This is a genomic window from Pseudomonas sp. DF11, from assembly GCF_058148565.1.
Genome location: NZ_JBYVYN010000001.1, coordinates 265,681 through 286,510 on the forward strand (window position 1 = coordinate 265,681; position 20,830 = coordinate 286,510).

General features: G+C 60.6%; 17 protein-coding genes. 6 read left to right on the plus strand and 11 right to left on the minus strand.

Annotated elements, in window-relative coordinates:
- Window positions 1–21: 21 nt before the first annotated feature.
- From AC30D9_RS01040 to AC30D9_RS01060, 5 genes are read right to left on the minus strand one after another with little or no spacing between them, the layout of a single operon-like run.
- The gene (locus AC30D9_RS01040; RefSeq protein WP_134924365.1) at window positions 22–1,035 is read right to left on the minus strand and encodes a PAAR-like domain-containing protein; all 1,014 of its coding nucleotides are present in this window, start codon (window positions 1,033–1,035) and stop codon (window positions 22–24) included.
- Window positions 1,035–2,072 carry a hypothetical protein gene (locus AC30D9_RS01045; protein ID WP_490143219.1) on the minus strand — a complete coding sequence of 346 codons (1,038 nt, stop codon included), beginning with the start codon at window positions 2,070–2,072 and terminating at the stop codon, window positions 1,035–1,037. The genes AC30D9_RS01040 and AC30D9_RS01045 overlap by 1 nt, the downstream gene beginning before the upstream one ends.
- A complete protein-coding gene (locus AC30D9_RS01050; RefSeq protein WP_490143220.1) occupies window positions 2,069–3,184 on the minus strand; it encodes a DUF2169 family type VI secretion system accessory protein in 1,116 nt (371 codons plus the stop codon). Before AC30D9_RS01050 ends, AC30D9_RS01045 begins: the two co-directional genes overlap by 4 nt.
- Window positions 3,185–3,199: 15 nt before the next feature.
- The gene (locus AC30D9_RS01055; protein ID WP_109754103.1) at window positions 3,200–3,658 is read right to left on the minus strand and encodes a DUF6484 domain-containing protein; all 459 of its coding nucleotides are present in this window, start codon (window positions 3,656–3,658) and stop codon (window positions 3,200–3,202) included.
- A 16-nt stretch (window positions 3,659–3,674) separates the two neighbouring features.
- Entirely contained in the window at window positions 3,675–5,900 is a 2,226-nt protein-coding gene (locus AC30D9_RS01060) for a type VI secretion system Vgr family protein (RefSeq protein ID WP_134924369.1), read from the minus strand.
- 642 nt (window positions 5,901–6,542) lie between these two features.
- On the opposite strand from AC30D9_RS01060, the gene AC30D9_RS01065 reads away from it, so the two are divergent.
- From AC30D9_RS01065 to AC30D9_RS01090, 6 genes are all read left to right on the plus strand, one after another.
- Window positions 6,543–7,247 (plus strand): heavy metal response regulator transcription factor, encoded by a 705-nt coding sequence (locus AC30D9_RS01065; protein ID WP_109754108.1) that lies wholly within the window; start codon window positions 6,543–6,545, stop codon window positions 7,245–7,247.
- On the plus strand, window positions 7,247–8,620 hold the full coding sequence (locus tag AC30D9_RS01070; protein ID WP_134924370.1) for a heavy metal sensor histidine kinase: 1,374 nt from the start codon (window positions 7,247–7,249) through the stop codon (window positions 8,618–8,620). Before AC30D9_RS01065 ends, AC30D9_RS01070 begins: the two co-directional genes overlap by 1 nt.
- 137 nt (window positions 8,621–8,757) lie before the next feature.
- The gene (locus AC30D9_RS01075) at window positions 8,758–9,018 is read left to right on the plus strand and encodes a DUF2790 domain-containing protein (protein ID WP_134924371.1); all 261 of its coding nucleotides are present in this window, start codon (window positions 8,758–8,760) and stop codon (window positions 9,016–9,018) included.
- 44 nt (window positions 9,019–9,062) lie between these two features.
- Window positions 9,063–10,115, plus strand: coding sequence for an oxidoreductase (locus AC30D9_RS01080; RefSeq protein WP_490143221.1), 1,053 nt, complete (start codon window positions 9,063–9,065; stop codon window positions 10,113–10,115).
- Window positions 10,116–10,183: 68 nt separating this feature from the next.
- Complete coding sequence (locus AC30D9_RS01085; protein WP_490143222.1) at window positions 10,184–11,506, plus strand: NTP/NDP exchange transporter; 1,323 nt, start codon at window positions 10,184–10,186, stop codon at window positions 11,504–11,506.
- Between the two features lie 46 nt (window positions 11,507–11,552).
- Window positions 11,553–12,053 (plus strand): lipocalin-like domain-containing protein, encoded by a 501-nt coding sequence (locus tag AC30D9_RS01090; protein ID WP_134924374.1) that lies wholly within the window; start codon window positions 11,553–11,555, stop codon window positions 12,051–12,053.
- Window positions 12,054–12,167: 114 nt separating this feature from the next.
- On the opposite strand, the gene AC30D9_RS01095 is transcribed toward AC30D9_RS01090, so the two are convergent.
- The 6 genes from AC30D9_RS01095 to AC30D9_RS01120 form a co-directional block, all read right to left on the minus strand.
- The gene (locus tag AC30D9_RS01095) at window positions 12,168–13,445 is read right to left on the minus strand and encodes an efflux transporter outer membrane subunit (RefSeq protein WP_490143223.1); all 1,278 of its coding nucleotides are present in this window, start codon (window positions 13,443–13,445) and stop codon (window positions 12,168–12,170) included.
- 95 nt (window positions 13,446–13,540) lie between these two features.
- Window positions 13,541–16,636: an efflux RND transporter permease subunit gene (locus tag AC30D9_RS01100; protein WP_490143224.1), complete on the minus strand. Its 3,096-nt coding sequence runs from the start codon at window positions 16,634–16,636 to the stop codon at window positions 13,541–13,543.
- The gene (locus AC30D9_RS01105) at window positions 16,636–17,817 is read right to left on the minus strand and encodes an efflux RND transporter periplasmic adaptor subunit (protein ID WP_305483724.1); all 1,182 of its coding nucleotides are present in this window, start codon (window positions 17,815–17,817) and stop codon (window positions 16,636–16,638) included. Before AC30D9_RS01105 ends, AC30D9_RS01100 begins: the two co-directional genes overlap by 1 nt.
- Window positions 17,818–17,839: 22 nt before the next feature.
- Window positions 17,840–18,334: a DoxX family protein gene (locus AC30D9_RS01110; protein ID WP_163858663.1), complete on the minus strand. Its 495-nt coding sequence runs from the start codon at window positions 18,332–18,334 to the stop codon at window positions 17,840–17,842.
- Window positions 18,335–18,692: 358 nt separating this feature from the next.
- Window positions 18,693–20,108 (minus strand): ATP-binding protein, encoded by a 1,416-nt coding sequence (locus tag AC30D9_RS01115; RefSeq protein ID WP_490143225.1) that lies wholly within the window; start codon window positions 20,106–20,108, stop codon window positions 18,693–18,695.
- Complete coding sequence (locus AC30D9_RS01120) at window positions 20,105–20,824, minus strand: response regulator (RefSeq protein WP_134926628.1); 720 nt, start codon at window positions 20,822–20,824, stop codon at window positions 20,105–20,107. The genes AC30D9_RS01115 and AC30D9_RS01120 overlap by 4 nt, the downstream gene beginning before the upstream one ends.
- Between the last annotated feature and the right edge of the window lie 6 nt (window positions 20,825–20,830).

Genomic DNA, 20,830 nt, shown 5'->3' on the forward strand with positions numbered 1-20,830 from the left:
CTTCATTAGATCCCGTGCTTGTTAATCGTCCAATACTATGGCGGCTGGTGGCTGTTTCGCCCTGGGCAGCGGATCGTTGGGTTTCACCGTCAATTCCATCTTCTGGTGACCATTGTCCAACTGCTTTTGCAGGCACTCCTTGTCACATCCTTTGGCTCCGGGTGGAGCATTGACTTTGCCAACCGCCGACTTCGCGCCTATCTCGCAACCGACGGCCAGGGTATAGGCCTTGCCTCGGTTGGCAGGATTAGCGAGCCAAGCATTTCTTTCGACGGTGTAATTGCACCCTACCTGCCCATGCTCGGTACGTTTTGAATGGCTATGGCCCTCCACACAGAGGCAGGGGGCCTTGTCCGATTTATAGTTCGTCGTTGCGTCGGCGGAGCCTCGGTTGGCATGTGCGACGAACTCATTGGATGGAAGCAGGTGGTGGCCTGTCATCGGTTTGCCATCTGCGCCGTCGCAACAACGGTTCGGGGTCTTCGGCATAAGCAGGCATTTTCGGCTGCTACAACACTTGTCGCTTTTGTCATTGGCACCAGAGCATTGGGTCTTAATATCGTTTGCCATTGGTTGGCAAGGATGACCAGCGGTATCCATCGCAATTGCATCTTGATAAGGCCAAGGGCCGGTGTTGCTTGTCGATCCGTGGTTATGGGTGGTCAGGTCCATATTTCTCACGACGTTTTCAGCTTCAAACTTCACATTCATCGACCAGGCTGTGAAATAGACTTTCCCTTTGATCTTGCCGGTGATGATCCCCTTTTTTGGAGCGTTTCCGGCCTCATCGCCATAACTTGTCTTGAAATAGCTCTTGTCCTTGAGCATGGCCTCCTTGCCACTGATCTTCACCGTTCGCGTGCCCCTGGTGGTGTCCTTGGCCATGCCGGTGTTGGGGTAGGGGATGGGCACACCGAGCGGGGTGGGTGGGGCCTGGGGCGGGGTAAAGCAGACGTCCGGAAAGCAGGCAATCGACTTGCCGTCGGCCGCCTTGCAGGAAACCTCCATATTGTTGGCGTAGACCTCATTCGCCATTACGCAACCCTCACAATCTGGTAACTGAGCAATGCGACGGCGCGTTCGCCAGCGTCGTTGCCGAGGTGGCAGAAGATATTCGGTCCTTCGCCATAGCCCTTGCGACTGGCAGCCAGGGCCACGGCGAGCATGGCCGGGCCGATGGCGGCGCCGACTTCGCCAATGCAGTCGGCCGGGTGCCAGAGATGGAAGAACTCCTTGCGCACGCGCAGGGTTCGGCTGAGGGCCAGGGAGGCTTCCTTGAAGTAGTACTGCTCGCCGGAGATGTCGGTGAGCCGATAATCCATCTGCTCCAACCCACAGCCGGCTTCGCTCAGGGCTGCGCGTACAGCTTGAGTCAGGCCTTCGGCGCGCAGGGGAATGTCTTCGGCCTCCACCGTGGCCTTCTCCATGCCGAACCCCAGGCCGATGCAGGCCAGTTGCGGCTCTTCACGGGCGACGGGGGCCGCCAGCACCACGGCGGCGGCGCCTTCACCGGGGATAAAGCCGTTGGAGTTCTGGCTGGTGAGCAGGCGCTCGCGTTCTTCGAAGGCCGCCAGGGTGGGGCCGCACAGGAAGGAGTCGACGCCGGCAATCAGTACGTGGCGATGGCCGCTCTGGTAGATCAGCGTGCGCGCGTTCAGCAGGGCCACGGCGGCGCTGACCCGACCACGGGCGATGATGTAAGAGTCCGGATGAAAACGCAGGCCCAGTTCGGCTTCGATAGCCTGCAGCAACCCCTTGTCGAGACCGGCGAGGCGGCCGGGGCGCTCGACCTCCGCCAACCCCAGCAGCAACGGGGTCTTTTCCGGGTCAACCCCAGGGGTGCTCTGTAACGCCTCGGCGATGGCGCGGGCGGCCATCTTGATCAGCTTGGAGCGGCCGCGCCAGGGCTGCTCCAGAGGTACGCTGGCGGCCATCAGCCATTCGCCACCCTGGTCGATGAAGCGGGTTTCCTGGAAATTGTCGATGGCACAGCGGATCGCCGCGCAGCTCGCGGGTGCACTGAGGCCGACAGCGCTGACCATGCCGGAGCCGATGATGCAAAGTGCGGTCATCCGTCCATCTCCTCGGGGGCGCGCCTGGCTTTTACCAGGGAGGAGAGCGACGGGTAGTAATCCTTGCCCAGTTCACGGGCGCGCCACCAACCCGTGGACATTGTGCCAACCAGCACCTGGGCGATCTCGAACAGGTTGCGCCGCAGGGGACGGGAAACACGCCAGGTCAGTTGTACCTGGCGCGCGTCTGTGTCGATCAGCAGGGTGTCGATTACCGCCTGCACAGTCTCATGGCCACCTTTTTTCAAGAAGAACGTCACCGGCACCTCCATTTCAGGGATGCGAAAGCCCGCGCGCTCTTGGGGCGTGAGGTTGAGCAGTAGCACGTCCTCGCCGCCACGCAGGTAAGGAATCTGCTGATCGTCAGGGGCTGCCTGGAAGTAGCGACGGTCGAAATCTTGCGGGAGAAACGGAAAGCAGTCGGCCAGCCAGACCTCGTCGTAGGTACCGGCGAAACGGGCGCGTTGTGGCCAGCTACGACCGATGGGGCCGAGGGCCATGGGGCGGAAATCGCCGGAGGGGCTGTCGATCGGCTTGCCCAGTTCTTCCGTATTCGGCATTGGCTTGTAAGCGACTTCAGCACTGTCGATGCTGCCTGGGAACCAACCGCAACCGCTTGGATTGTCCGGGTAGCAATGACGCATATCCGGATTCTTGGCCATGGGATGGGAGCCTCCGTAGGCCTGGGCATAGGAGATGTCCTGCTGGGTAAAGGGTTGCGGTAAACCGGGAGATACCCCCATTAGCCCCGGTAGCCATTGTCGGGGGCCGAGGACGGAAAAGGCTTTGCTCATCTGCCCGACGCGAATGCCCGCGGCCAGTTGCGTCACGGGCCGCCCGCCTGGGGCATAGGCCTTGCCGCGTACCAGCACATCGCAGAATGGCTTGACCGGGGCGAAGTCCATTTCCTGCAGCGGGGCGCTGAGGCCCGGCTCGCCGAGGAAGGTGTCGGCCATCAGCAGCGGTTGCTGGGTGTCGGCGAGGGTTGCCGCACGGCCGTCCAGCGGTAAATCAAACGTGCCTTTGGCCACGATCACCAGGGATTCGCGACCATCGGGCTCCAGGCCCTGGGTGTAGGCCGCAAACAGTTTGCTGGCGTTGAGCAGCTCCATGAGTCGACTACCTGTCTAGTTGATCTGCACCGAACCGCCCTTGATGCGGTTCACGCCGGATGACCGGTTCGAAAGATAGGTCCCACGGATCAGCACCTTGCCCTCACGCGTGAGGGTAATGCTCGCCTTACCGCAGCGCAGGACGATTTCCCGCTCTGCGGTGAACTCCAAGCGCTCGCCGTCCAGGTGGGCGACGGCTGGCGTGGCGGTTTGCGGCAGGCGCTGGATGCGACCGATCACCAGCGGCCGGGTCAAATCGCCGGCCTCGAACATCAGTGCGACCTGGGCGCCGATGTCTTCACGGGCGAGCGGGGTGGTGGTGCGCGCGGCGAGGCCCGTTTCGCCGGGGCAGCCAGGGAAGGCCACCACCGGGGCATCTGCCCCGGGCACATCCAGCAGCACCCCAATCACGACGCCATCCACGCGCGCGGGCGTGGCGGTAGAGGAAACGGGGAAATGATATTCAACGGTCATGGCGCCCACTCCGTGGCTAGTTCTGCAGGATTTTCTGGCCTTTGACGACCACGTTTTTGTTGGCCTTGATGTTGATGGCGCCGGATCCGTCGATGGTGATGTTCTTGCCGCTGATCACGATGGTGCCGTCCTTCTTCATGGTGATGCTGGCCGCGCCTGTGGTCAGGCTGATGGAGTCACCAGCGTTGAGGGAGAAGTGCTTGCCCACATCCAGGCTGTCGTTCTGCTTGATGCTCGTGCTGCGGTTCTGGGCGACATCGCGGGACTCGTTCTGGCCGATCTGGGTACTCTGGTTGCCGTTGATCTCGATCCCTTCGTTGCCCTGGACCGTTTCGTTGCGGTTGCCGCTGATGCCGATGGTCTCGTTGCCACCCACGTCCTCGGTGCGGTTGCTGGCGATGCTGATTTTTTCGTTCGCACCGACTTTTTCCGTGCGGTCGGCACCGATTGTGATGGTCTCGTTACTGCCCACACTCTCGGTGCGATTGGCGCCAATAGTGATTTTCTCGTTGCTGCCAACATCCTCGGTGCGGTTCACGCCAATGGAGATGGTTTCGTTGTTGCCGACCTTTTCCTTGCGGTCCACACCGATGGTGATGGTTTCGTTGTTATCGACGGTTTCGGTGCGGTCGTGTTTGACGTGCACGGTTTCGTCGTTGTCGATGGTCTTGCTGCGGTCATGACCGACCCAGTGGGTTTCGTCGTTCTCGACCTCGATGTCCTGGTTCTTCTCGGCGTGGATAAACAGTTGCTCGGCGCCTTTCTTGTCCTCCATGCGGATTTCATTGAAGTTGGCCGGTGAGCCGCCCTTGCTCGAACGGCTTTTCACCCCGCTCTGGGTGGCGTTGGCCGGCAGCGCATAGGGCACGGTCTGTTCGGCGTTGTAGACGCGGCCGGTGATGATCGGACGATCCGGATCGCCCTCCAGGAAGCTGACGATGACTTCCTGACCGATCCGCGGGAGCTGCACCGAGCCCCAATTCTTCCCGGCCCAGGCCTGGGACACGCGAATCCAGCAGGAGCTGTTTTCGTTGGATTGGTCATGGCGATCCCAATGGAAATGCACCTTGACCCGGCCATACTGGTCGGTCCAGATCTCCTCGCCACTGGGGCCGACCACCACGGCAGTCTGCGGCCCGCGGACAATCGGCATGGGCGTGAGGGGGAGAGGGCGGAAGGCCTGGTTGGCATCCATGCAGTCCAGTTCGCTGACGAACTGTTCGGCGATATCCGACTGTCCGCTTTCATAGGCTTCCTGACGGATCTGATAACGGGCGACCACCACGAGGTATTCGCGGTTCTGGTCCGCGCGGTCATAGCCCGTCAGCGTGAACACATGGCCGCAACCCAGCCCGCGAGCGCGACCGCGCAACTGCACACGCTCGAACTGGCTGTGAATAGCCTCGATGCGGGTGCGCGCGTAGTGCTCGCCATCGTTGCTCTGTACGTACTCACCGGGATAGTCATAGAGCGGATGGTCGCCGTTGCTGTGGTTGCGCGGCACGCTGGAGCGCACCTCAAGGCTGGCGCGAGGGCGTAGGAAGTCGTAGTCGTTCAGCGCCAGCGAACCGGGTTGTACTTCCCGGGCCAGTTGCCAGTCGTAGAAATGATCACGCTCGCGCATTTGTCGATCGGGCGGATAAAAGGGCACTGATTCATAGTCCGCCGCGGTGGTGTGAGCGCCATAGGCATCGGCCAATACCAGGACATGCCGCGATTTCTCATGGCGAAAGTAGTAATAGATGCCTTCCTGCTCCATCAGCCGACTGACGAAGTCGAAGCTGGTTTCGCGGTACTGCACGCAATATTCCCACTCGCGGTAACTGCCGCTGAGGCCGTCTTCGAAATCGGAGAAACCGAGGTCGCGAAACACCTGCTTGATGATGTCCGGCACCGTCTTGTTCTGGAAAATCCGACAATCCGAGGTGCGCGTGAGCAGCCAGAACCAGGGACGCAAGCTGATCCGGTAACCGGCGAACTGGCCGTGGCCGGTCAATTGCCGGCAACTGCAGACAATGCCGTGAAAGTAGCGTTTGCCGCCGTCGTACAGCTCCAGGGTCAGGCCCATCGGCTTGCCCAGCAACCGGTCGAACGTGATCGCCCGGTCTTCGGAGGTGAGGTCTAACTCGTAGTGGAACAGCCGCCCCAACTCTTCGCTGCCTTCCATGCTTTGCAGCAACAGCACATCGTCGCCGAGAGGACTGTCAACCTGCACCAAGCGATTGTTTTGCGTGATTGCCATGAACGGCTTCCTGTGGCTCGTATTGGGCGTCAGTCAGCCGTACGGAAGGCGACGTTGTAGTCAGGGTCGTCGCCACAGGAAGGGGCAAGGGAAATCGAGTCCAACAATTGCTGTCTATCCACCACGAAGGTGATCTCCATATCGGCCTCGCAATCCTCTTTATTCAACAGGAACCTGAGGGGTTTCAAGATTTTAAGATAGGTGAGCTAAGGTGATTTATTTAGTTTCTTTAGCTATTTAGTCAATTCCAATAGCGCATAAGTGATGTCGCCGACTTCAGTTGCTTTTACTGTGAGTCGAGAGCGCAGCCTTGGCAGCCGCGTAAGCGGTCGTTGCTTCAGGCAGCGGCAGCCGGCTCTGAATGGAAGGCAGTCATCGCGGCGGCGCGGGGACACAACGATGTGCGGCCGCGACCCTCGAAGCCCTGACGCCAGGGTTGATTTGAAGCATTTTCTGGACGATGGTTTTTCCAGCGACGGGTTCAGACGCCGCTCGATTCTGACAGGAATGTCAGGAAGCGGTCAGGTTCAGGACACCTTTGTTCTGTAGTCTGGAGAATGGTGCACACAGCCTGTCCAGGATTCTTGAGAGATGGATAAAAGTCTGTCTCGACCCGTGCCGCTTCTACGGAGGAGTTACCCGATGCGTTTGCTCATCGTCGAGGACGAAGAAAAGACGTCCTCTTATGTGCATCGTGGCTTGAGCGAGCTCGGCTACATCGTCGATGTCGCGACTAACGGCATCGATGGCCTGCACTACGCGCTGGAAATGGATTACGACGTCGTTATCCTGGATGTCATGTTGCCGGGCAAGGACGGCTACGGCGTGCTGCAGGGCTTGCGCCTGTACAAGAAAACCCCGGTCATCATGTTGTCGGCAAGGGGCACGGTGGATGATCGCGTCCGTGGGCTGCGAGAGGGCGCCGATGATTACCTGGCCAAACCCTTTTCATTTGCCGAACTGGTCGCGCGCATCCAGGCATTGATCCGGCGTTTCGCCGACGACACGGCCGACCCGACGCACTTGCGCATCGATGACCTTGAGGTCGACCTGCAAGCGCGCAAGGTCACCCGGGCCGGGGTGCGGTTGGACCTCACGGCCAAGGAGTTCTGTCTGTTGAGCCTGCTGGCGCGGCACCAGGGCGAGATTCTTCCCAAATTGATGATCGCCGAGCAGGTCTGGGACATGAATTTCGACAGTGACGCCAACGTGGTCGAGGTTGCGATCAAGCGTGTGCGAGCTAAAGTGGATGCGCCTTATCCACGCAAGCTGCTGCATACCGTTCGTGGCATGGGCTATGTACTGGAAAGCCGCGAAGCCGATGGCAGACAAAATGGTACGCCATGATGAAAGGATCGATATCCAGGCGGCTCGGCCTGATGTTTGCGCTTTCGGTCATGCTGATCACCGCGGTCAGTGCGACGCTGTTGCGCTGTTCCTTGAAGCAATCGCTCGAGGATCAGATGCAGAACGAGCTGATCCTGCGCCATTCCGTACTCGATCCGGTACTCGCAAAATATGATTCGCCGGCGTTCTGGGTCGGCTTGCGTGAGAAGCTGGATGGCCTGACTCCCACGGACGAGCGGGTGCGTTATTGGGTGCTGGTCGACGACCCGGCCTACCGTTATGGCGGGGCCATGCCGGACGGCCAGGACTGGTCGAAGCGCCCGGATGGATTCTCCACGGTCGAGATACCTGACCGGGATCGCCCCATGGTCCTGCTGATCAAGACCATCGCAGCCATGGGTAGCCGGCCGGAGTTACGCTTTATCGTGGGAATCGATTCAACGCCGTTCATGAAGACCTTGGACCAATTCACCAAGACACTGATCCTGATTTCGGCGCTGGGCGTTGTGCTGGTTGCATTGCTCGGTTACTGGATCGCGCGTTTTGGCCTGGGGCCCGTCAGGCGCTTGAGCCGTCAGGCCAACAGCCTGCCGCCGGGGGATTCGAAGCAGCGACTGGACACCGAGGCACTGCCAAGCGAATTGCAGGAGTTGGCGGTGTCGTTCAACGGCGCCCTGGCTCGCCAGGAGGCAGCCTGGTGCCAGCTCGAAGGGTTCAATGCCAATGTGGCGCACGAGCTGCGAACGCCGCTGACCAATCTGATCGGGCAGACCCAGGTTGCGTTGGCCCACGGGCGGGACGTGAATGAGCTTCAGGATCTGTTGCAGTCCAACCTCGAAGAACTGGAACGGATGGGCACCATCGTCAATGACATGCTGTTCCTGGCGGGCGCCGAGAGTGGGCAGCGGGCAACCGAGCTCAGTGATGTCTCCCTTTATGAAGAGGCGTCGAAGACGGTGGAATACCTTGAGCCTGTCTTGCATGACAAACAGCTGAACGTGGTGATCAAAGGCGACATGCGCGTATGCATCGACCGACGCCTGTTTCACCGCTCCCTCGCCAATCTGATACAGAACGCGGCGCGATACGCGGTGCCGGAGAGCGTCATTATCATCCGCCTGGAAAGCCATGGCATGCAGGCCCAGGTGAGCGTTTCCAATGCAGGCGAGCCTATCGACAACGTGCACCTGGAGCATTTGTTCGAACGCTTCTATCGCGCCGACGCCGCCAGGGCCCGGAGCGACGCGCACCATGGCCTGGGGCTTTCCATTGTGCGGGCCGTGGCGTCCATGCACGGTGGACGAGTGTTTGCCCATAGCAAGGATGGGCTCAATACCTTCGGATTTTCCCTGACGAGCCAAGCGGCGCGCTAGTTGCGTCTTAGCGAACGCCGGTGTTTCCCCAACATCGGCGTTTGACATCTTCCTGTCAGTCAGCAGTCACCTTGACGTCAGTGTCTCCCTCCTAGAGTGCTACGACCATCCCGGTAAAGGTAGTCGTGGAGTCCATCATGAATATCCAAAACCTGTCGATCGCCAGTCTGCTGGCCGTCATCACATTGAGCGGTTCACCTCTGTTCGCCAAAGAAAACACGGAACCACCGGCTTACGAATATGGCATGCCGCTGGACATCGCCCACGCCATTCGCATCGAGGCACCGAGCTCGCAAGTGTGTGAGGTCGTGCGGGCAAAAATGACCTATGTGGATTCGCAAGGGCAAACCCGCCAAGTCAGCTTTCTGCAACTGGCTGAGGCGTGTTCCATCCAGTGATCGCCGGTCGTGTCGGTTCATTGTTTCAAATAGAGGATTCAACCATGTGGAACACAACAACCTCCGCAATCGGCGTTCTGAACACCATAAACCCGTTGATGAAATTGGCCCGGGCACTCGTCGCCGGTGTCGCGCTGCTCAGTGCCGTAAGTGTCGAAGCGACGGCTCGTGTCGCACCGAAACCCGACTGGTCGACCAACGACATGCCGTCCCAGAAGGGCCGAATCGTCTTGGTCACCGGCGGTACCAGCGGCATGGGTTATGAGGATGCGCTAGCACTTGCCCGTGCCGGCGCGCAGGTGATTATCGCTGCTCGCAACCCAGAGCGCGGCGCACAGGCCATTGCACGCATTCAACAGGCGGTGCCCGACGCCAAGGTGCAGTTCGAGGCCGTGGACCTGGCCAACCTTTCATCCGTGCGCGACCTGGCCCAGCGTCTTAATCAGAGGCTGCCGCGCCTCGACGTGTTGATCAACAATGCCGCCATCATGGCGCCGTCCGAACGAGGTACATCAGCCGATGGTTTCGAACTTCAGTTAGCAACCAATTACCTGGGGCACTTCGCGCTGACCGGCCTGCTGGTGCCGCTCCTGCGTCAAAGCCAGGACGCACGCGTGGTGAGCCTTTCAAGCATTGCAGCGACCCGTGGCACGATGAACTTCGATGACCTGCAGGCCAACCAGAAGTACGACCCGTATGCGACATACGCGCAATCGAAACTGGCCATCCTGCATTGGGCGTTCGCGTTGCAGCGGCGCAGCGATGCCGAAAACTGGGGCATTCGTAGCATCGCCGCGCACCCCGGCGTTGCCGTAACCGAATTGGTCGAACGCGGCCCCGGCCTCAACAGTGAATTCGGCCAGCGCTGGGCCCAGGACCGCGACGCCTACCACTCAGCGGCACAAGGGGCGTTGCCCACGCTGTATGCCGCCACCGCCGCGCAGGCCGTCGGCGGCGCCTATTACGGCCCGACCGGAGACCAGGAAAAACGCGGCCCGCTGGGCTTCGCCAAAACGCCTGCCGCGGCGACCGGGGAGGCGGATGCAAATAGGCTTTGGGCCGTCTCCGAACGGCTGACCGGCGTCACCTACCCCTGATGCAACCTTGGGCGCGGGTGTTGTCCCGTGCCCACCCTCTGGCCTGTTGCCGCCTTCCTGGAGCTCCCATGAGTACGCCTTCCTATCTGCATCGGCTGAGCCTCGCCCTTAACGCCCGTGACGGTGAGCTGCGTCCGGCGCTGTACGGATTCCTGCTGTTTCTGTGCCTCTTTACCGGTTACTTCATGCTGCGCCCGATCCGCGAATCGATGGGCATCGCCGCGGGCGTGGAGAATCTGCAATGGCTGTTTACCGCGACCTTCCTGGTCATGCTGGCGGCGGTTCCGATGTTCGCCTGGCTCAGTTCCCGGGTACCGCGCTTGCGCCTCATCGACTGGGTGTACGGCTTCTTCGGCATCAACCTGCTGATGTTCGTCGAATTCTTCCAGTTCCAGCCGGACAGTGTCTGGCTGGCCCGGGTCTTTTACGTCTGGATCTCGGTTTATAACCTGTTCGTCGTGTCCGTGGCCTGGAGCTTGATGGCGGATGTATTCGACAGCGAGCAGGCCAAGCGTTTATTCGCCTTCATCGCTGCCGGCGCCAGCATCGGCGGTCTGCTGGGGCCGGCCCTGAGCGCGCTGCTCATCGATACCCTCGGTGCCTCTGGGTTGATGCTGCTGGCGGCCTTGTTGCTCGGTGCCACGCTGGTTTTGAAACGGGCACTGATGAGATGGCGCGAAGAGGGTGGGGCTGGCCGCCCCGGCGCCGCGCCGACGCAAAGTACTCGGCAACCACTGCGCGGCAATCCGTTCAGCGGCTTGACGGCCGTGCTCAGATCACCTTACCTGCTGGGGATCGCCGGGTTCGTGGTGCTGTTGGCGACCGTCAGCACCTTTCTGTATTTCGAACAGGCGCGCCTGGTGGCCGAGCACTATCCGGATCGCGAATCGCAAGTTCGCATCTTTGGCACCATCGACATCATCGTGCAGGCGGGCGCGTTGCTGTCCCAGCTGTTCATCACCGGCCGTATCGCACCGAAACTGGGGGTACGTGCGTTGCTGGCCATCGTGCCGCTGCTCATGTCCATCGGCTTCCTGGGCCTGGCCTTGGCACCCGGGTTTGCACTGCTCACGACATTGATGATCGTGCGACGAATCGGCGAGTACGCGTTCGTCCGGCCGGGCAGGGAAATGCTCTTCGCGCCATTGGACGCCGAGAGTAAATACAAGGCGAAGAACTTCATCGACACCGTGGTTTATCGCGCCGGTGACGCCATGAGTGGCTGGGCCAAGAGCCTGCTTGACATGCTGGGGCAGGGCGCCGGCCTGGCCGCGATGATTGGCGCGTGTTGCGCGTTGCTGTGGGGTTACTTGGGCTGGCAATTGGGACGGCAGGCCGATTATGCCGCTTCGCGGGAACTACGCCTGGCAATTATCTCGGCCAGGGCATGAAGATTTTTTATTCTCCATCGCATCCTTACAGTGAGAGGTGATACAGATGACTCTAAAAAACAGCGTACTGGCAGTAGGTGCGGTCATTGCCTTTTCGGTTTTCCCCACAGCCTTTGCGGGCGAGAAAAACTCGTTGATCGGCACCTGGCGCATGATCAGCGCAACGGTTGAGCACCAGGGCAGTAGCTCGGATGCTTATGGACCCAATCCTCATGGCTGGCTCGTTTTCACCCCAGAGTTGACGTTTGTTGAAGTGCTCACGGATCCGCGCGTGCCGCCGTTTCGCTCCAACGTGCGTGGCGAAGGCACCGATGAGGAAAACCGCGCAGCCATGCTCGGTAGCATCGGTTTCTTTGGACGATATACCGTTAACCAGAACGGCGAGTTCACGGGCAACACCGTCGAAGGATCTACGTTTCCAAACTGGGTGGGCGCTGTGCGTACCCAGGATGACTTGCAACTGAAGGTCGACGGCGACCGGATGGTGGAAGATTTTCGGCGCCCGGATGGGATGAAGGTTCACATCGTCTGGGAGCGTGTAAAGTAGCTTCGAAGCATCTTCCATGCTTCTCGTGAGACAGGGCGGTTCCAGCGCTCTGTCGAATACATTCATTTCCTGGGCAATCCCCGGTAGCTCTGAGTGACGGTGCTGCTGAAATATCTATAGCGTCGCAATGGCCGGCCCCGGTGGGGCGATACCCAAGGTGCGGTTGATCTCGACCCAGCGCAGCGCCACGTCCGCCCTGGCCTGTACCTGGCTGCGCTGCACGTCGAACAGGCTGCGTTCGGCATCCAGCACTTCCAGCATGGAAACCGTACCGGCGGCATATTGCTGCTTGGCGAGGACGACAGCACGCACGGCAGCAGCCGTCGCCTGGTCGAGGTTGCCCTGTCGCTCGACACCCTGGTTGTAAGCCTGGAACGCGGTGTGCACCTCTCGCAACGCCTGCAGCAGGCTCGACTTGTAGGCGAGCCTGGCCTGTTCGTGTCGAGCGTCACCGGCTTCGATGCGTGAGCTGATGCGGCCGAAGTCGAACAACGGCTGAAACAGTTGGGTGCTCAGCGCCCAGGTCGAAGCGCCGGCGCCTTGCTCGAAACCGGACAGCAGCCCCAATGTCAGTTGCGGGTAACGCGCTGCCTTTTCCGCTGCCAGAAATTCACCGGCCGCCTGCAAGCGTTGCTCGGCTGCACGCACGTCCGGTCGTTCGCGCAGTACCTCCACAGGTACCGAGGACAACGAAAGGGCGGAGGGGGATGGCGGTACTTCCGCCGGATCCTCGCCAGCCAGCAGCCGATCGACCACGGGCTGCTCACTGGCCAGCAGATAAGCGAGGTTGTAACGAGCGGTCTCCGCCTGTTGCCGAGCGACCGGTACCTCGGCCAGGGTGACAGCCACTTGGGACTCGATGCGCTCCAGATCCAGACGGTTGCTGGTGCCCTGTTCCAAGCGAGCCCGGGTGACATCCGCGGTTTGTTTCTGTGCGGTGCTGGCCTCGCTGGCAATCTGTTCCACTCGCCGCGCCAGACGGTACTGCAAGTAATTGTTGGCCACCTCGGCCATCAGGCTGATACGCAGGCTCAGATAGTCCTGTTGCGTGGCCTTCAACTGCGCATCGGCTTCATTACGCAGAGCCTTGAGACGACCGAACAGATCCACTTCCCAGCTCAGGTCCATGCCGTAGAAGTAGTCCTCATTGGTGCCGTTCAGTGCTGTGCGTGAGCGATCATAGTTCGCCGCCAAGCCAATATCGGGATACCGTTGGGCCGCAGCCAAGCGCCGCTGAGCCCGGACCTCCCGAACTCGTTCCACGGCGCTGGCCAGGTCCAGGTTGTTGCGCAACGCCGACTCCATGAGGCTATTGAGTGCAGGATCGTTGAAGCCTTCCCACCAGCGCGGCAACTGAGTGGCAAGAGAGGGCGCGAGGTCTTGGCCATGCATCTGGTCACCTGCTGTCGGGGACCCCTCCTGCATGGGGCTGCTGCACCCTGCCAGCGCGGACAGCAGGGCCAAGGTCATGAGCGAGGTTCGGTTTATCATGCGCTGTGCTCCAGGCCGGCAACCGGCTGACCTTTGCGTCGGTGGAACAGATTGTCGAGTGTCAGGAACACCACCGGTGTGGTGAGCAGCGTCAACACCTGGCTGAGCATCAGGCCACCGACGATTGCAACCCCGAGCGGCTCACGCAGCTCGGCGCCGGTACCGAAGGCCATCATCAGGGGCACGGCACCGAGCAGGGCTGCCAGAGTTGTCATGAGAATCGGCCGGAAACGCGCCAGGCATGCTTGATGGATGGCGTCTCGGGCGGACAGGTTGCGTTCACGCTGGGCGTGGATGGCGAAATCAATCAGCAGAATGCCGTTTTTCTTGACGATGCCGATCAACAGGATCAGGCCAATCAGGGCCATGATCGAAAAGTCCAACTGCCAGGCCCACAGCAGCACGATGGCACCAATACCTGCCGACGGCAGGGTCGAAAGAATAGTCAGCGGATGCACCAGGCTTTCATAGAGAACGCCAAGGATGATGTAGACCGCCACCAGTGCGGCCAGAATCAGAAACGGTTGGCTGGCCAGGGACGACTGGAACGCCTGGGCCGACCCCTGGAAGGTACCGCTCACCGAGATTGGCATGCCGATGTCCCGTTCTATGTCCTGCAGTGCGCTCACCGCCTGCCCCAGGGCAACGCCGGGAGCGAGATTGAAGGACAGGTTGGCCGCTGGCAGCATGCCGTTATGGTTGATCACCACCGGGCCACTTGCCGGCGGCTCGATCCGGGCAAATGTCAGGAGCGGGACCATCTGGCCGGTCTGCGGCGAACGCAGGTGGAAGTAGCTAAGGCTTTCGGCATTGCCACGCTGTGCCGTACTCAGTTCGAGCACCACCTGGTACTGGTTGACCTCGGTCTGGTATTCGCTGATCTGTCGTTGCCCGAAGGCATCGTAAAGTGCGTTGTCCAGGTCCTGGGCGGTGAAGCCATAACGTGCAGCCTCGTCACGATCCAGGGTGATGCGGGTGATGTTGGCATCCAGTTGCAGGTCATGCGAGACATCGCGAAACAGTGGGTTGGCCCGCAGGCGATCGGCCAGTGTGGTGGCCCAGGTCGCCAGTTCGGCACTGCTCTGCGCGCGCAACACGTATTGATACTGGGCCCGGGGCTGGCCGGCACTGAGGTTGATGTCTTGCACGGCGCGCAGGAACACCTGGATCCCGGGAACCTGTGCCAGTTGTGGACGTAACCGATCAATGACCTGGCTGACCGTCGCGTCACGCTCCCCGGGATCGTTCAATACCAGCCAGACCCGGCCATTGCCGATCGAGTCCGTAGTGCTGCCACCGACGGCGTGGTTATAGCTGATGACCGCCGGATCCTTGCTGAAGATCGCTTCCAGTTGCTTGTGCTTTTCAACCATCTCATCGTAGGAGATATCGGCAGATGCCTGGGTGAAGCCCTGGATGAAGGCAGTGTCCTGCAGAGGAAAGAAGCCTTTGGGGATCATGATGAAGCTGGCCACGCTGAGCATCACACTGGCAAAAAACACGCCGAGCATGATGCGCTGGTGCCCAAGTGCCCAACTCAAGGCGCGATCGTAGACCTTGAGCAAGCTGCCGAAGAAACCTTTGTCGGACTCATCGTGATGGTTGGGGGCTTTCATGAACAGAGAGGCCAGGGTAGGGGCCAGGGTCAGGCAGACCAGGACTGAAATCACGATGGCAGCGGTGGCGGTCAAGGCGAATTCGCGGAACAACCGTCCGATCACGCCGCCCATGAAGAGCAGGGGGATAAAGGCGGCAATCAGCGACACGCTGATGGACACCACGGTGAAGCCGATTTCGCTGATGCCCTTGAGCGCCGCGGTACGCTTGTTCTCGCCCAGTTCCAGGTGACGGTGGATGTTTTCGATCACTACGATGGCGTCATCGACGATGAAACCGACTGCAATCACAATGGCCACCAACGTCAAATTGTTCAGGCTGAACCCGGCCAGGTACATCACCGCGCACGTCGACACCAGCGAGACACCAAGCACGGTGGTAACGATTAACGTGGCCGACCACTGCCGCAGGAACAGCGCCATCACCCCTATGACCAGGACGATCGCGATGCCCAGCGTCAACTCCACTTCATGCAAGGAGGAGCGAATGGTGCGGGTGCGGTCGTTCAGCACTTCGACCGTCATGTCCGCCGGCAAGGACGCCTTGAGGCGGGGAAGGGCTTGCAGAATGCGATCCGCGGTGGCAACGATATTGGCCCCCGGCTGACGCCGGATTACCAGGGCCACACCGGATTCGCCATTGGGCCAGCTTTGCGTGTAGTCGTCCTCCGACCCGAGGGTAACCCGGGCCAGGTCGCGTACCCGCACAGCCGAACCATTGCGATAAGTGACGATGACATTGTCATATTCCCGGGGCTCGAACAGTTGATCATTGACCTCCAGGTTGGAAACCCGGTGCCCACCGAACAGAGCGCCCTTGGGCAGGTTGACGCTGGCCGTCTGCACTGCCGAGCGGATATCCGCCAGTGTTACCCCGGCCGCGGCGAGGACTTCCGGGCGGGCCTGGATACGGATCGCCGGACGACGTTCACCCACTACGTTGATCAGGCCCACCCCTTCGAGTTGACTGAGCTGACGCGAGAGCACGGTATCGGCCAGGTCGCTGACCTCAATCAGCGGCAGGTTGGCCGAATAGGCGCTGAGAATCAGGATCGGGCTGTCAGCTGGATTGACCTTGCGCCACACCGGCAGGCTCGGCATGTCGCTGGGCAAACGCGCCGACGCCGTATTGATCGCCGCCTGGACTTCCTGGGCGGCGGCGTCGATGTTTTTATCCAGCGTGAACTGCAGCGTCAGGGTCAACATGCTCAACGAGCTAGCCGAGGTCATCTCGGTAATACCGGGGATCGAGCTCAGTTCAACTTCCAACGGTGTCGCCACTGAAGAGGCCATGGTCTCGGCACTGGCGCCAGGCAGTGTCGCAGTGATCTGGATCGTCGGAAAATCAGCTTCCGGCAGTGGTGCAATGGACAGACGCGGATAGGCAATCACCCCGAGCAATACCAAGGCGAAGCTCAACAGGATGGTGCCGATGGGATGGTCCATGCACCAGGCGTAGACATTGCGGCGGGCCATTACAAGACACCTCCGCTGGCGACAGTGGAGTGAACCGCATCGTCAGGCTCGAGTATGTGCACCTCGGTTCCGGGGCGCAGCCGCGAGTAACCGTCGTCGACGATCCGGTCACCCGCTACGATGCCCTCGACCACTGCGATCTCCGCGTCTGCATAGGTGACCCGTACCGGTTGCGGGGACGCCTTGCCGTCCCGGACGCGCCAGACAAAAGTGGATTGCGCGCCTTGGCGCAAGGCGCGCTGTGGCACCACCAGTGCTTCGCGCAAGGTCGCTGCCTGCAGGTTGACCACCACCGATTGGTCCGGCCACAGACGTCCTTGTGCGTTGGCGAAATTGCCTTTGATCCGTACCGTCCCGGTGGCGTCGGAAACCCGGTTGTCGATCAGGCCCAGGCGACCCTCGCCCAGCAGCGCACCACCGTCGCCCGAGTAAGCGCGCAGGATCACCGGTGCTTGTCCCGAGCCAGCAACCAGTGCTTGCAACTGTGGCAGGAGCGCCTGGGGAAGGGCGGCCTCGATACTGATCGGGTCCAGTTGCACCACGGAGAACAATGCCAGCGCGTCACTCGCCCGGACGTAGCTGCCTTCATGGAAGTTACGGATACCGACCCGACCATCGGTAGGGGACAGAATCCGTGTATAGGACAGTTGCACCTGGTTGGCGGAGACAGTCGCCTGCTGACTCTGCACCGTTGCATGCAGTTGGGCGACCAGTGCCTGCTGCTGGTCAAGGGTCTGTGCGGAAACCGCTTGGGTCGTGGCTAGGGCCCGATAGCGCTTGAGGTCAACGTTTGCCGAGGCCAACTGGGCCTGGGCCACGGCCAGTTGGGCCTTGGCTTGCTCCAGGGCGGCGACTATGGCGCGATCATCAATCCGAGCCAGAAGATCGCCACGCTTGACCCGTTGCCCCTCTTTGACCGGCAACTCGAGCAATAAACCGTCGACCTGCGAGCGGATTTCCACGCTGTGCAGGGAACGTACGTTGCCGATCGCGTGAATCAACACAGGGACGTCTTGATGTTGTACCTCGAACGCACTGACCGGTACGGAGGGCGGGGTCGTGGTCACGGCTGCCGCGGACTGGCCCGGCCACAACCAGTAAGTCCAGCCACCCAGGGTCAACAGGCTGCCGAGTGTCAGAGATACACTGAAAAAGGTTCTGGATATCTTGGATTGCGACATGACAGCAACTTCCCTGAAGGATTTAGAGTTCGCGCCCGAGCAGGCGGTCCAGCGAGTGGCGGCCGGCGCCCCTGAAGGCGATGTAGATGAAGAGAAACGCCATCAGGACCGGGTACTCGATGCCGCGATCGATCCATGGCCAGGTCGGACCAAGGATGTAGGCGATTGCCGCCATCTGCAGGGCCATGGCCACCGCGAGTACCCGGGTTGCCAGCCCCAGCGCCAGTAGCAATCCGCCGAGACCTTCAAGCCAGGCGACGAACAGGCCGAAGAGTTCGGGCGCAGGGAGATGCAAGATGCTTTCGATCAATCGGATCGAACCCGCCATGGGGTCGGCCATGGAGCCGTGTGAGGTTCCCAACAGCTTGGGCAGGCCATGGGTCAGCATGACGATGCCCAGGCATAACCTCAGCAACGCGTAGGCGAGGGGTTCGCCCCATTGATAAAAAGTGCCCAGGGCCGGGATCAGCAGTTTCGGTTGCAATTGCGCATCTGAGGAATGAGAGGTCGATTTCATCTGAGGTTGTCCTGGCATTGTTCAATGGGGCCGGTGCAAGTGCGTCGAACCGCTGTTACAAGGAAGCGCGCACCGACCCGGTATTGTGGGTCGCTGTTTGCCAGTGGATAAATCCGCATAAACTGCCATGGCTATTCATCTCGGATAAACAATCGCTGGGTGGCGTAGGGCGCTATAACCGTGACCGACAAGCTAGACAGCCAGGTGGCGGGGCCTGATTCAGAGCTTGCCCAGCGCTTGTATGCAGATTTTGTCGAGAGGAGGGCGCTTTGTCGCAAAATGTCGGGAAGGGGGCCTGGGTGACATTTTGCGCAAGCGCTGAGGCATTGCTCCGTGCTTGGAGCAAAGAAGAAGGGGGTTAGCGAGTCAGTGGAAGGTTAATCAGGGCACGCATGCCCGCATCCAGATTGTTCAAGCTGATGTCACCTCCATGGTGACGCACTATGGCCCGGGCGATGGACAGGCCCAGGCCAATGCCTCCCGTATCGCGACTGCGGGAGTCCTCCAGCCGGAAGAACGGGGCGAACACTTGTTCACGGGCATGGTTCGGAATGCCCGGTCCGTCATCCTCGATGATGATGTCGATACCTTCCATGGCGTGGTGGATACTGACCCGAGCCTGTTCGCCATACCTGACGGCATTTTCGATGAGATTACGCAGCGCTCTGCGCAGAGCGTCGGGTCGGCAGCGGTAGATGATCTTCGGACCGCCCATATAGCTGACCTGCATACCCAGCTCCGCAAGATCGTCACACAGGCTTTCAACCAGCGCCGAAACATCTACCGCACGGGTCGCTTCAACCGTCGCTTCTTCACGTGCATAGGCGATGGCAGCCTCGGTCATGCTGCGGATCTCCTCGATGGTCGCGAGCATTTTCTCCTGGACCTCGGGGTCGGTGACGAACTCCGCGCGCAAGCGCAGTGATGTGATCGGTGTGCGCAAATCGTGACCGATGGCCGCCAGCATCCGGGTCCGGTCGTCAACGAAGCGTTGGATACGTGCCTGCATGCGGTTAAAGGCTTCTACTGTTTGCCGGATGTCATCGGGGCCCGACTCCGGCAGATGCGGAACTGATTCGCCACGCCCCAATAATTCGGCCGCCGCCGCCAGGTGCCGCATCGGACGGGTAATGCCCCGCGCGACCACAATCGCTATCAGGGAGAGTGCAAGTGCGGTGATCGCCAATGACAACAACGATTGCAGGGTCAGCGGTGAATTGGGTATCGATTTGGCATACACCGCATTCAGCCAGACGTCGTCGGCGAGCCGTACGGCCAGTCCTGATCCGTTCGCGGCCTCCAGGGGCAGGTACAGGGCAGGACGGGAGAGCGGCCAGGAGGTGGAGGGCAGTTGGCTCCAGACCAAGCCTGATTCGATCGCCTGCGAAGGCACTGCGGTCAGTTTTGTTGATGCTTCCCGTTCCTCGGCATCCCCCGGCGCCGCCGTGCGGTTGGGTAATGGCTTGAGCAGTTGCGCACGGGCGTCCTGCCACCAGGACGAGGCGTCCCTGGGGGCTTCGGTCGAGATCCAGAACCGGCTGTAGTTGGTCCCGCTGACATTCAGGATATCGCTGTGCAACGCCGACGGTGTGCTCTCCAGCAGGAGTGTCAGTGAGGCGGTGCGGCTGAAAAATTCGCTTTTGGCAGCGCTACGCAGTGCCTGCCAACGCTCATCCCAGGAGATCAGGAAACCCGCGCCTTGGGACAGCGCCAGGGCCAGCAATAACAACAGGATGAAACGCGCGGCGAGGCTGCGTTGCCAGATACCCATCATGCCCGCTCGATCTGGGCCGTGAAGCTGTAGCCTCCACCCCAGTGTGTTTTGATCAAGGCCGGGTTGCGCGGATCGACTTCGATTTTCTTGCGCAGACGGCTGACCTGGTTATCGATGCTTCGGTCAAAGTAGTCCGAGGTACGGCCAACTGTCAGATCCAGCAACTGGTCGCGACTGAGCACGATGCCCGAGTGATCGAGAAACACGTTCAGCAGCCGAAACTCTGCAGTGCTTAAAGGAATGGCGACACCATCGGTTCCCAGCAACTCCCGGCGGCCGACATTGAGCACCCAATGATCGAAACGCAGCACCTTCGACTTGGAAATACCGCGCTGCGGAGGCAGGCTGTTGACCCTGCGCAGCACGGCCTTGATTCGTGCCAGCAACTCTCTGGGATTGAAGGGCTTGGAGAGGTAATCGTCCGCTCCCAGCTCCAAGCCGATGATGCGGTCCAGCTCTTCGGTCATCGCGGTGAGGAAGATGATCGGGATGTCGGTGCTGCTACGCAGTTGGCGGCAGACTGTCAGCCCGTCTTCTCCAGGCATCATGACGTCGAGAATAATCAGGTCCGGTGCACTGCGTTCCATCAACCTTCGCAGCGCCGCCGAACTTTCAGCCATGCTGATCCGATAACCATGTTGCCCGAGGTACTTGCCGACCAGATCGCGGATATCGCGATGGTCGTCGACAACAATGATGTGGGGGGACGACTCCATCGGAAA

What these genes read in the sequence shown, in the direction of transcription:
- AC30D9_RS01040 (WP_134924365.1), bottom strand. Translation starts at nt 1,035, where the DNA reads ATGGCGAATGAGGTCTACGCCAACAATATGGAGGTTTCCTGCAAGGCG.
- AC30D9_RS01045 (WP_490143219.1), bottom strand. Translation starts at nt 2,072, where the DNA reads ATGACCGCACTTTGCATCATCGGCTCCGGCATGGTCAGCGCTGTCGGC.
- AC30D9_RS01050 (WP_490143220.1), bottom strand. Translation starts at nt 3,184, where the DNA reads ATGGAGCTGCTCAACGCCAGCAAACTGTTTGCGGCCTACACCCAGGGC.
- AC30D9_RS01055 (WP_109754103.1), bottom strand. Translation starts at nt 3,658, where the DNA reads ATGACCGTTGAATATCATTTCCCCGTTTCCTCTACCGCCACGCCCGCG.
- AC30D9_RS01060 (WP_134924369.1), bottom strand. Translation starts at nt 5,900, where the DNA reads ATGGCAATCACGCAAAACAATCGCTTGGTGCAGGTTGACAGTCCTCTC.
- AC30D9_RS01065 (WP_109754108.1), top strand. Translation starts at nt 6,543, where the DNA reads ATGCGTTTGCTCATCGTCGAGGACGAAGAAAAGACGTCCTCTTATGTG.
- AC30D9_RS01070 (WP_134924370.1), top strand. Translation starts at nt 7,247, where the DNA reads ATGAAAGGATCGATATCCAGGCGGCTCGGCCTGATGTTTGCGCTTTCG.
- AC30D9_RS01075 (WP_134924371.1), top strand. Translation starts at nt 8,758, where the DNA reads ATGAATATCCAAAACCTGTCGATCGCCAGTCTGCTGGCCGTCATCACA.
- AC30D9_RS01080 (WP_490143221.1), top strand. Translation starts at nt 9,063, where the DNA reads ATGTGGAACACAACAACCTCCGCAATCGGCGTTCTGAACACCATAAAC.
- AC30D9_RS01085 (WP_490143222.1), top strand. Translation starts at nt 10,184, where the DNA reads ATGAGTACGCCTTCCTATCTGCATCGGCTGAGCCTCGCCCTTAACGCC.
- AC30D9_RS01090 (WP_134924374.1), top strand. Translation starts at nt 11,553, where the DNA reads ATGACTCTAAAAAACAGCGTACTGGCAGTAGGTGCGGTCATTGCCTTT.
- AC30D9_RS01095 (WP_490143223.1), bottom strand. Translation starts at nt 13,445, where the DNA reads ATGCATGGCCAAGACCTCGCGCCCTCTCTTGCCACTCAGTTGCCGCGC.
- AC30D9_RS01100 (WP_490143224.1), bottom strand. Translation starts at nt 16,636, where the DNA reads ATGGCCCGCCGCAATGTCTACGCCTGGTGCATGGACCATCCCATCGGC.
- AC30D9_RS01105 (WP_305483724.1), bottom strand. Translation starts at nt 17,817, where the DNA reads ATGTCGCAATCCAAGATATCCAGAACCTTTTTCAGTGTATCTCTGACA.
- AC30D9_RS01110 (WP_163858663.1), bottom strand. Translation starts at nt 18,334, where the DNA reads ATGAAATCGACCTCTCATTCCTCAGATGCGCAATTGCAACCGAAACTG.
- AC30D9_RS01115 (WP_490143225.1), bottom strand. Translation starts at nt 20,108, where the DNA reads ATGATGGGTATCTGGCAACGCAGCCTCGCCGCGCGTTTCATCCTGTTG.
- AC30D9_RS01120 (WP_134926628.1), bottom strand. Translation starts at nt 20,824, where the DNA reads ATGGAGTCGTCCCCCCACATCATTGTTGTCGACGACCATCGCGATATC.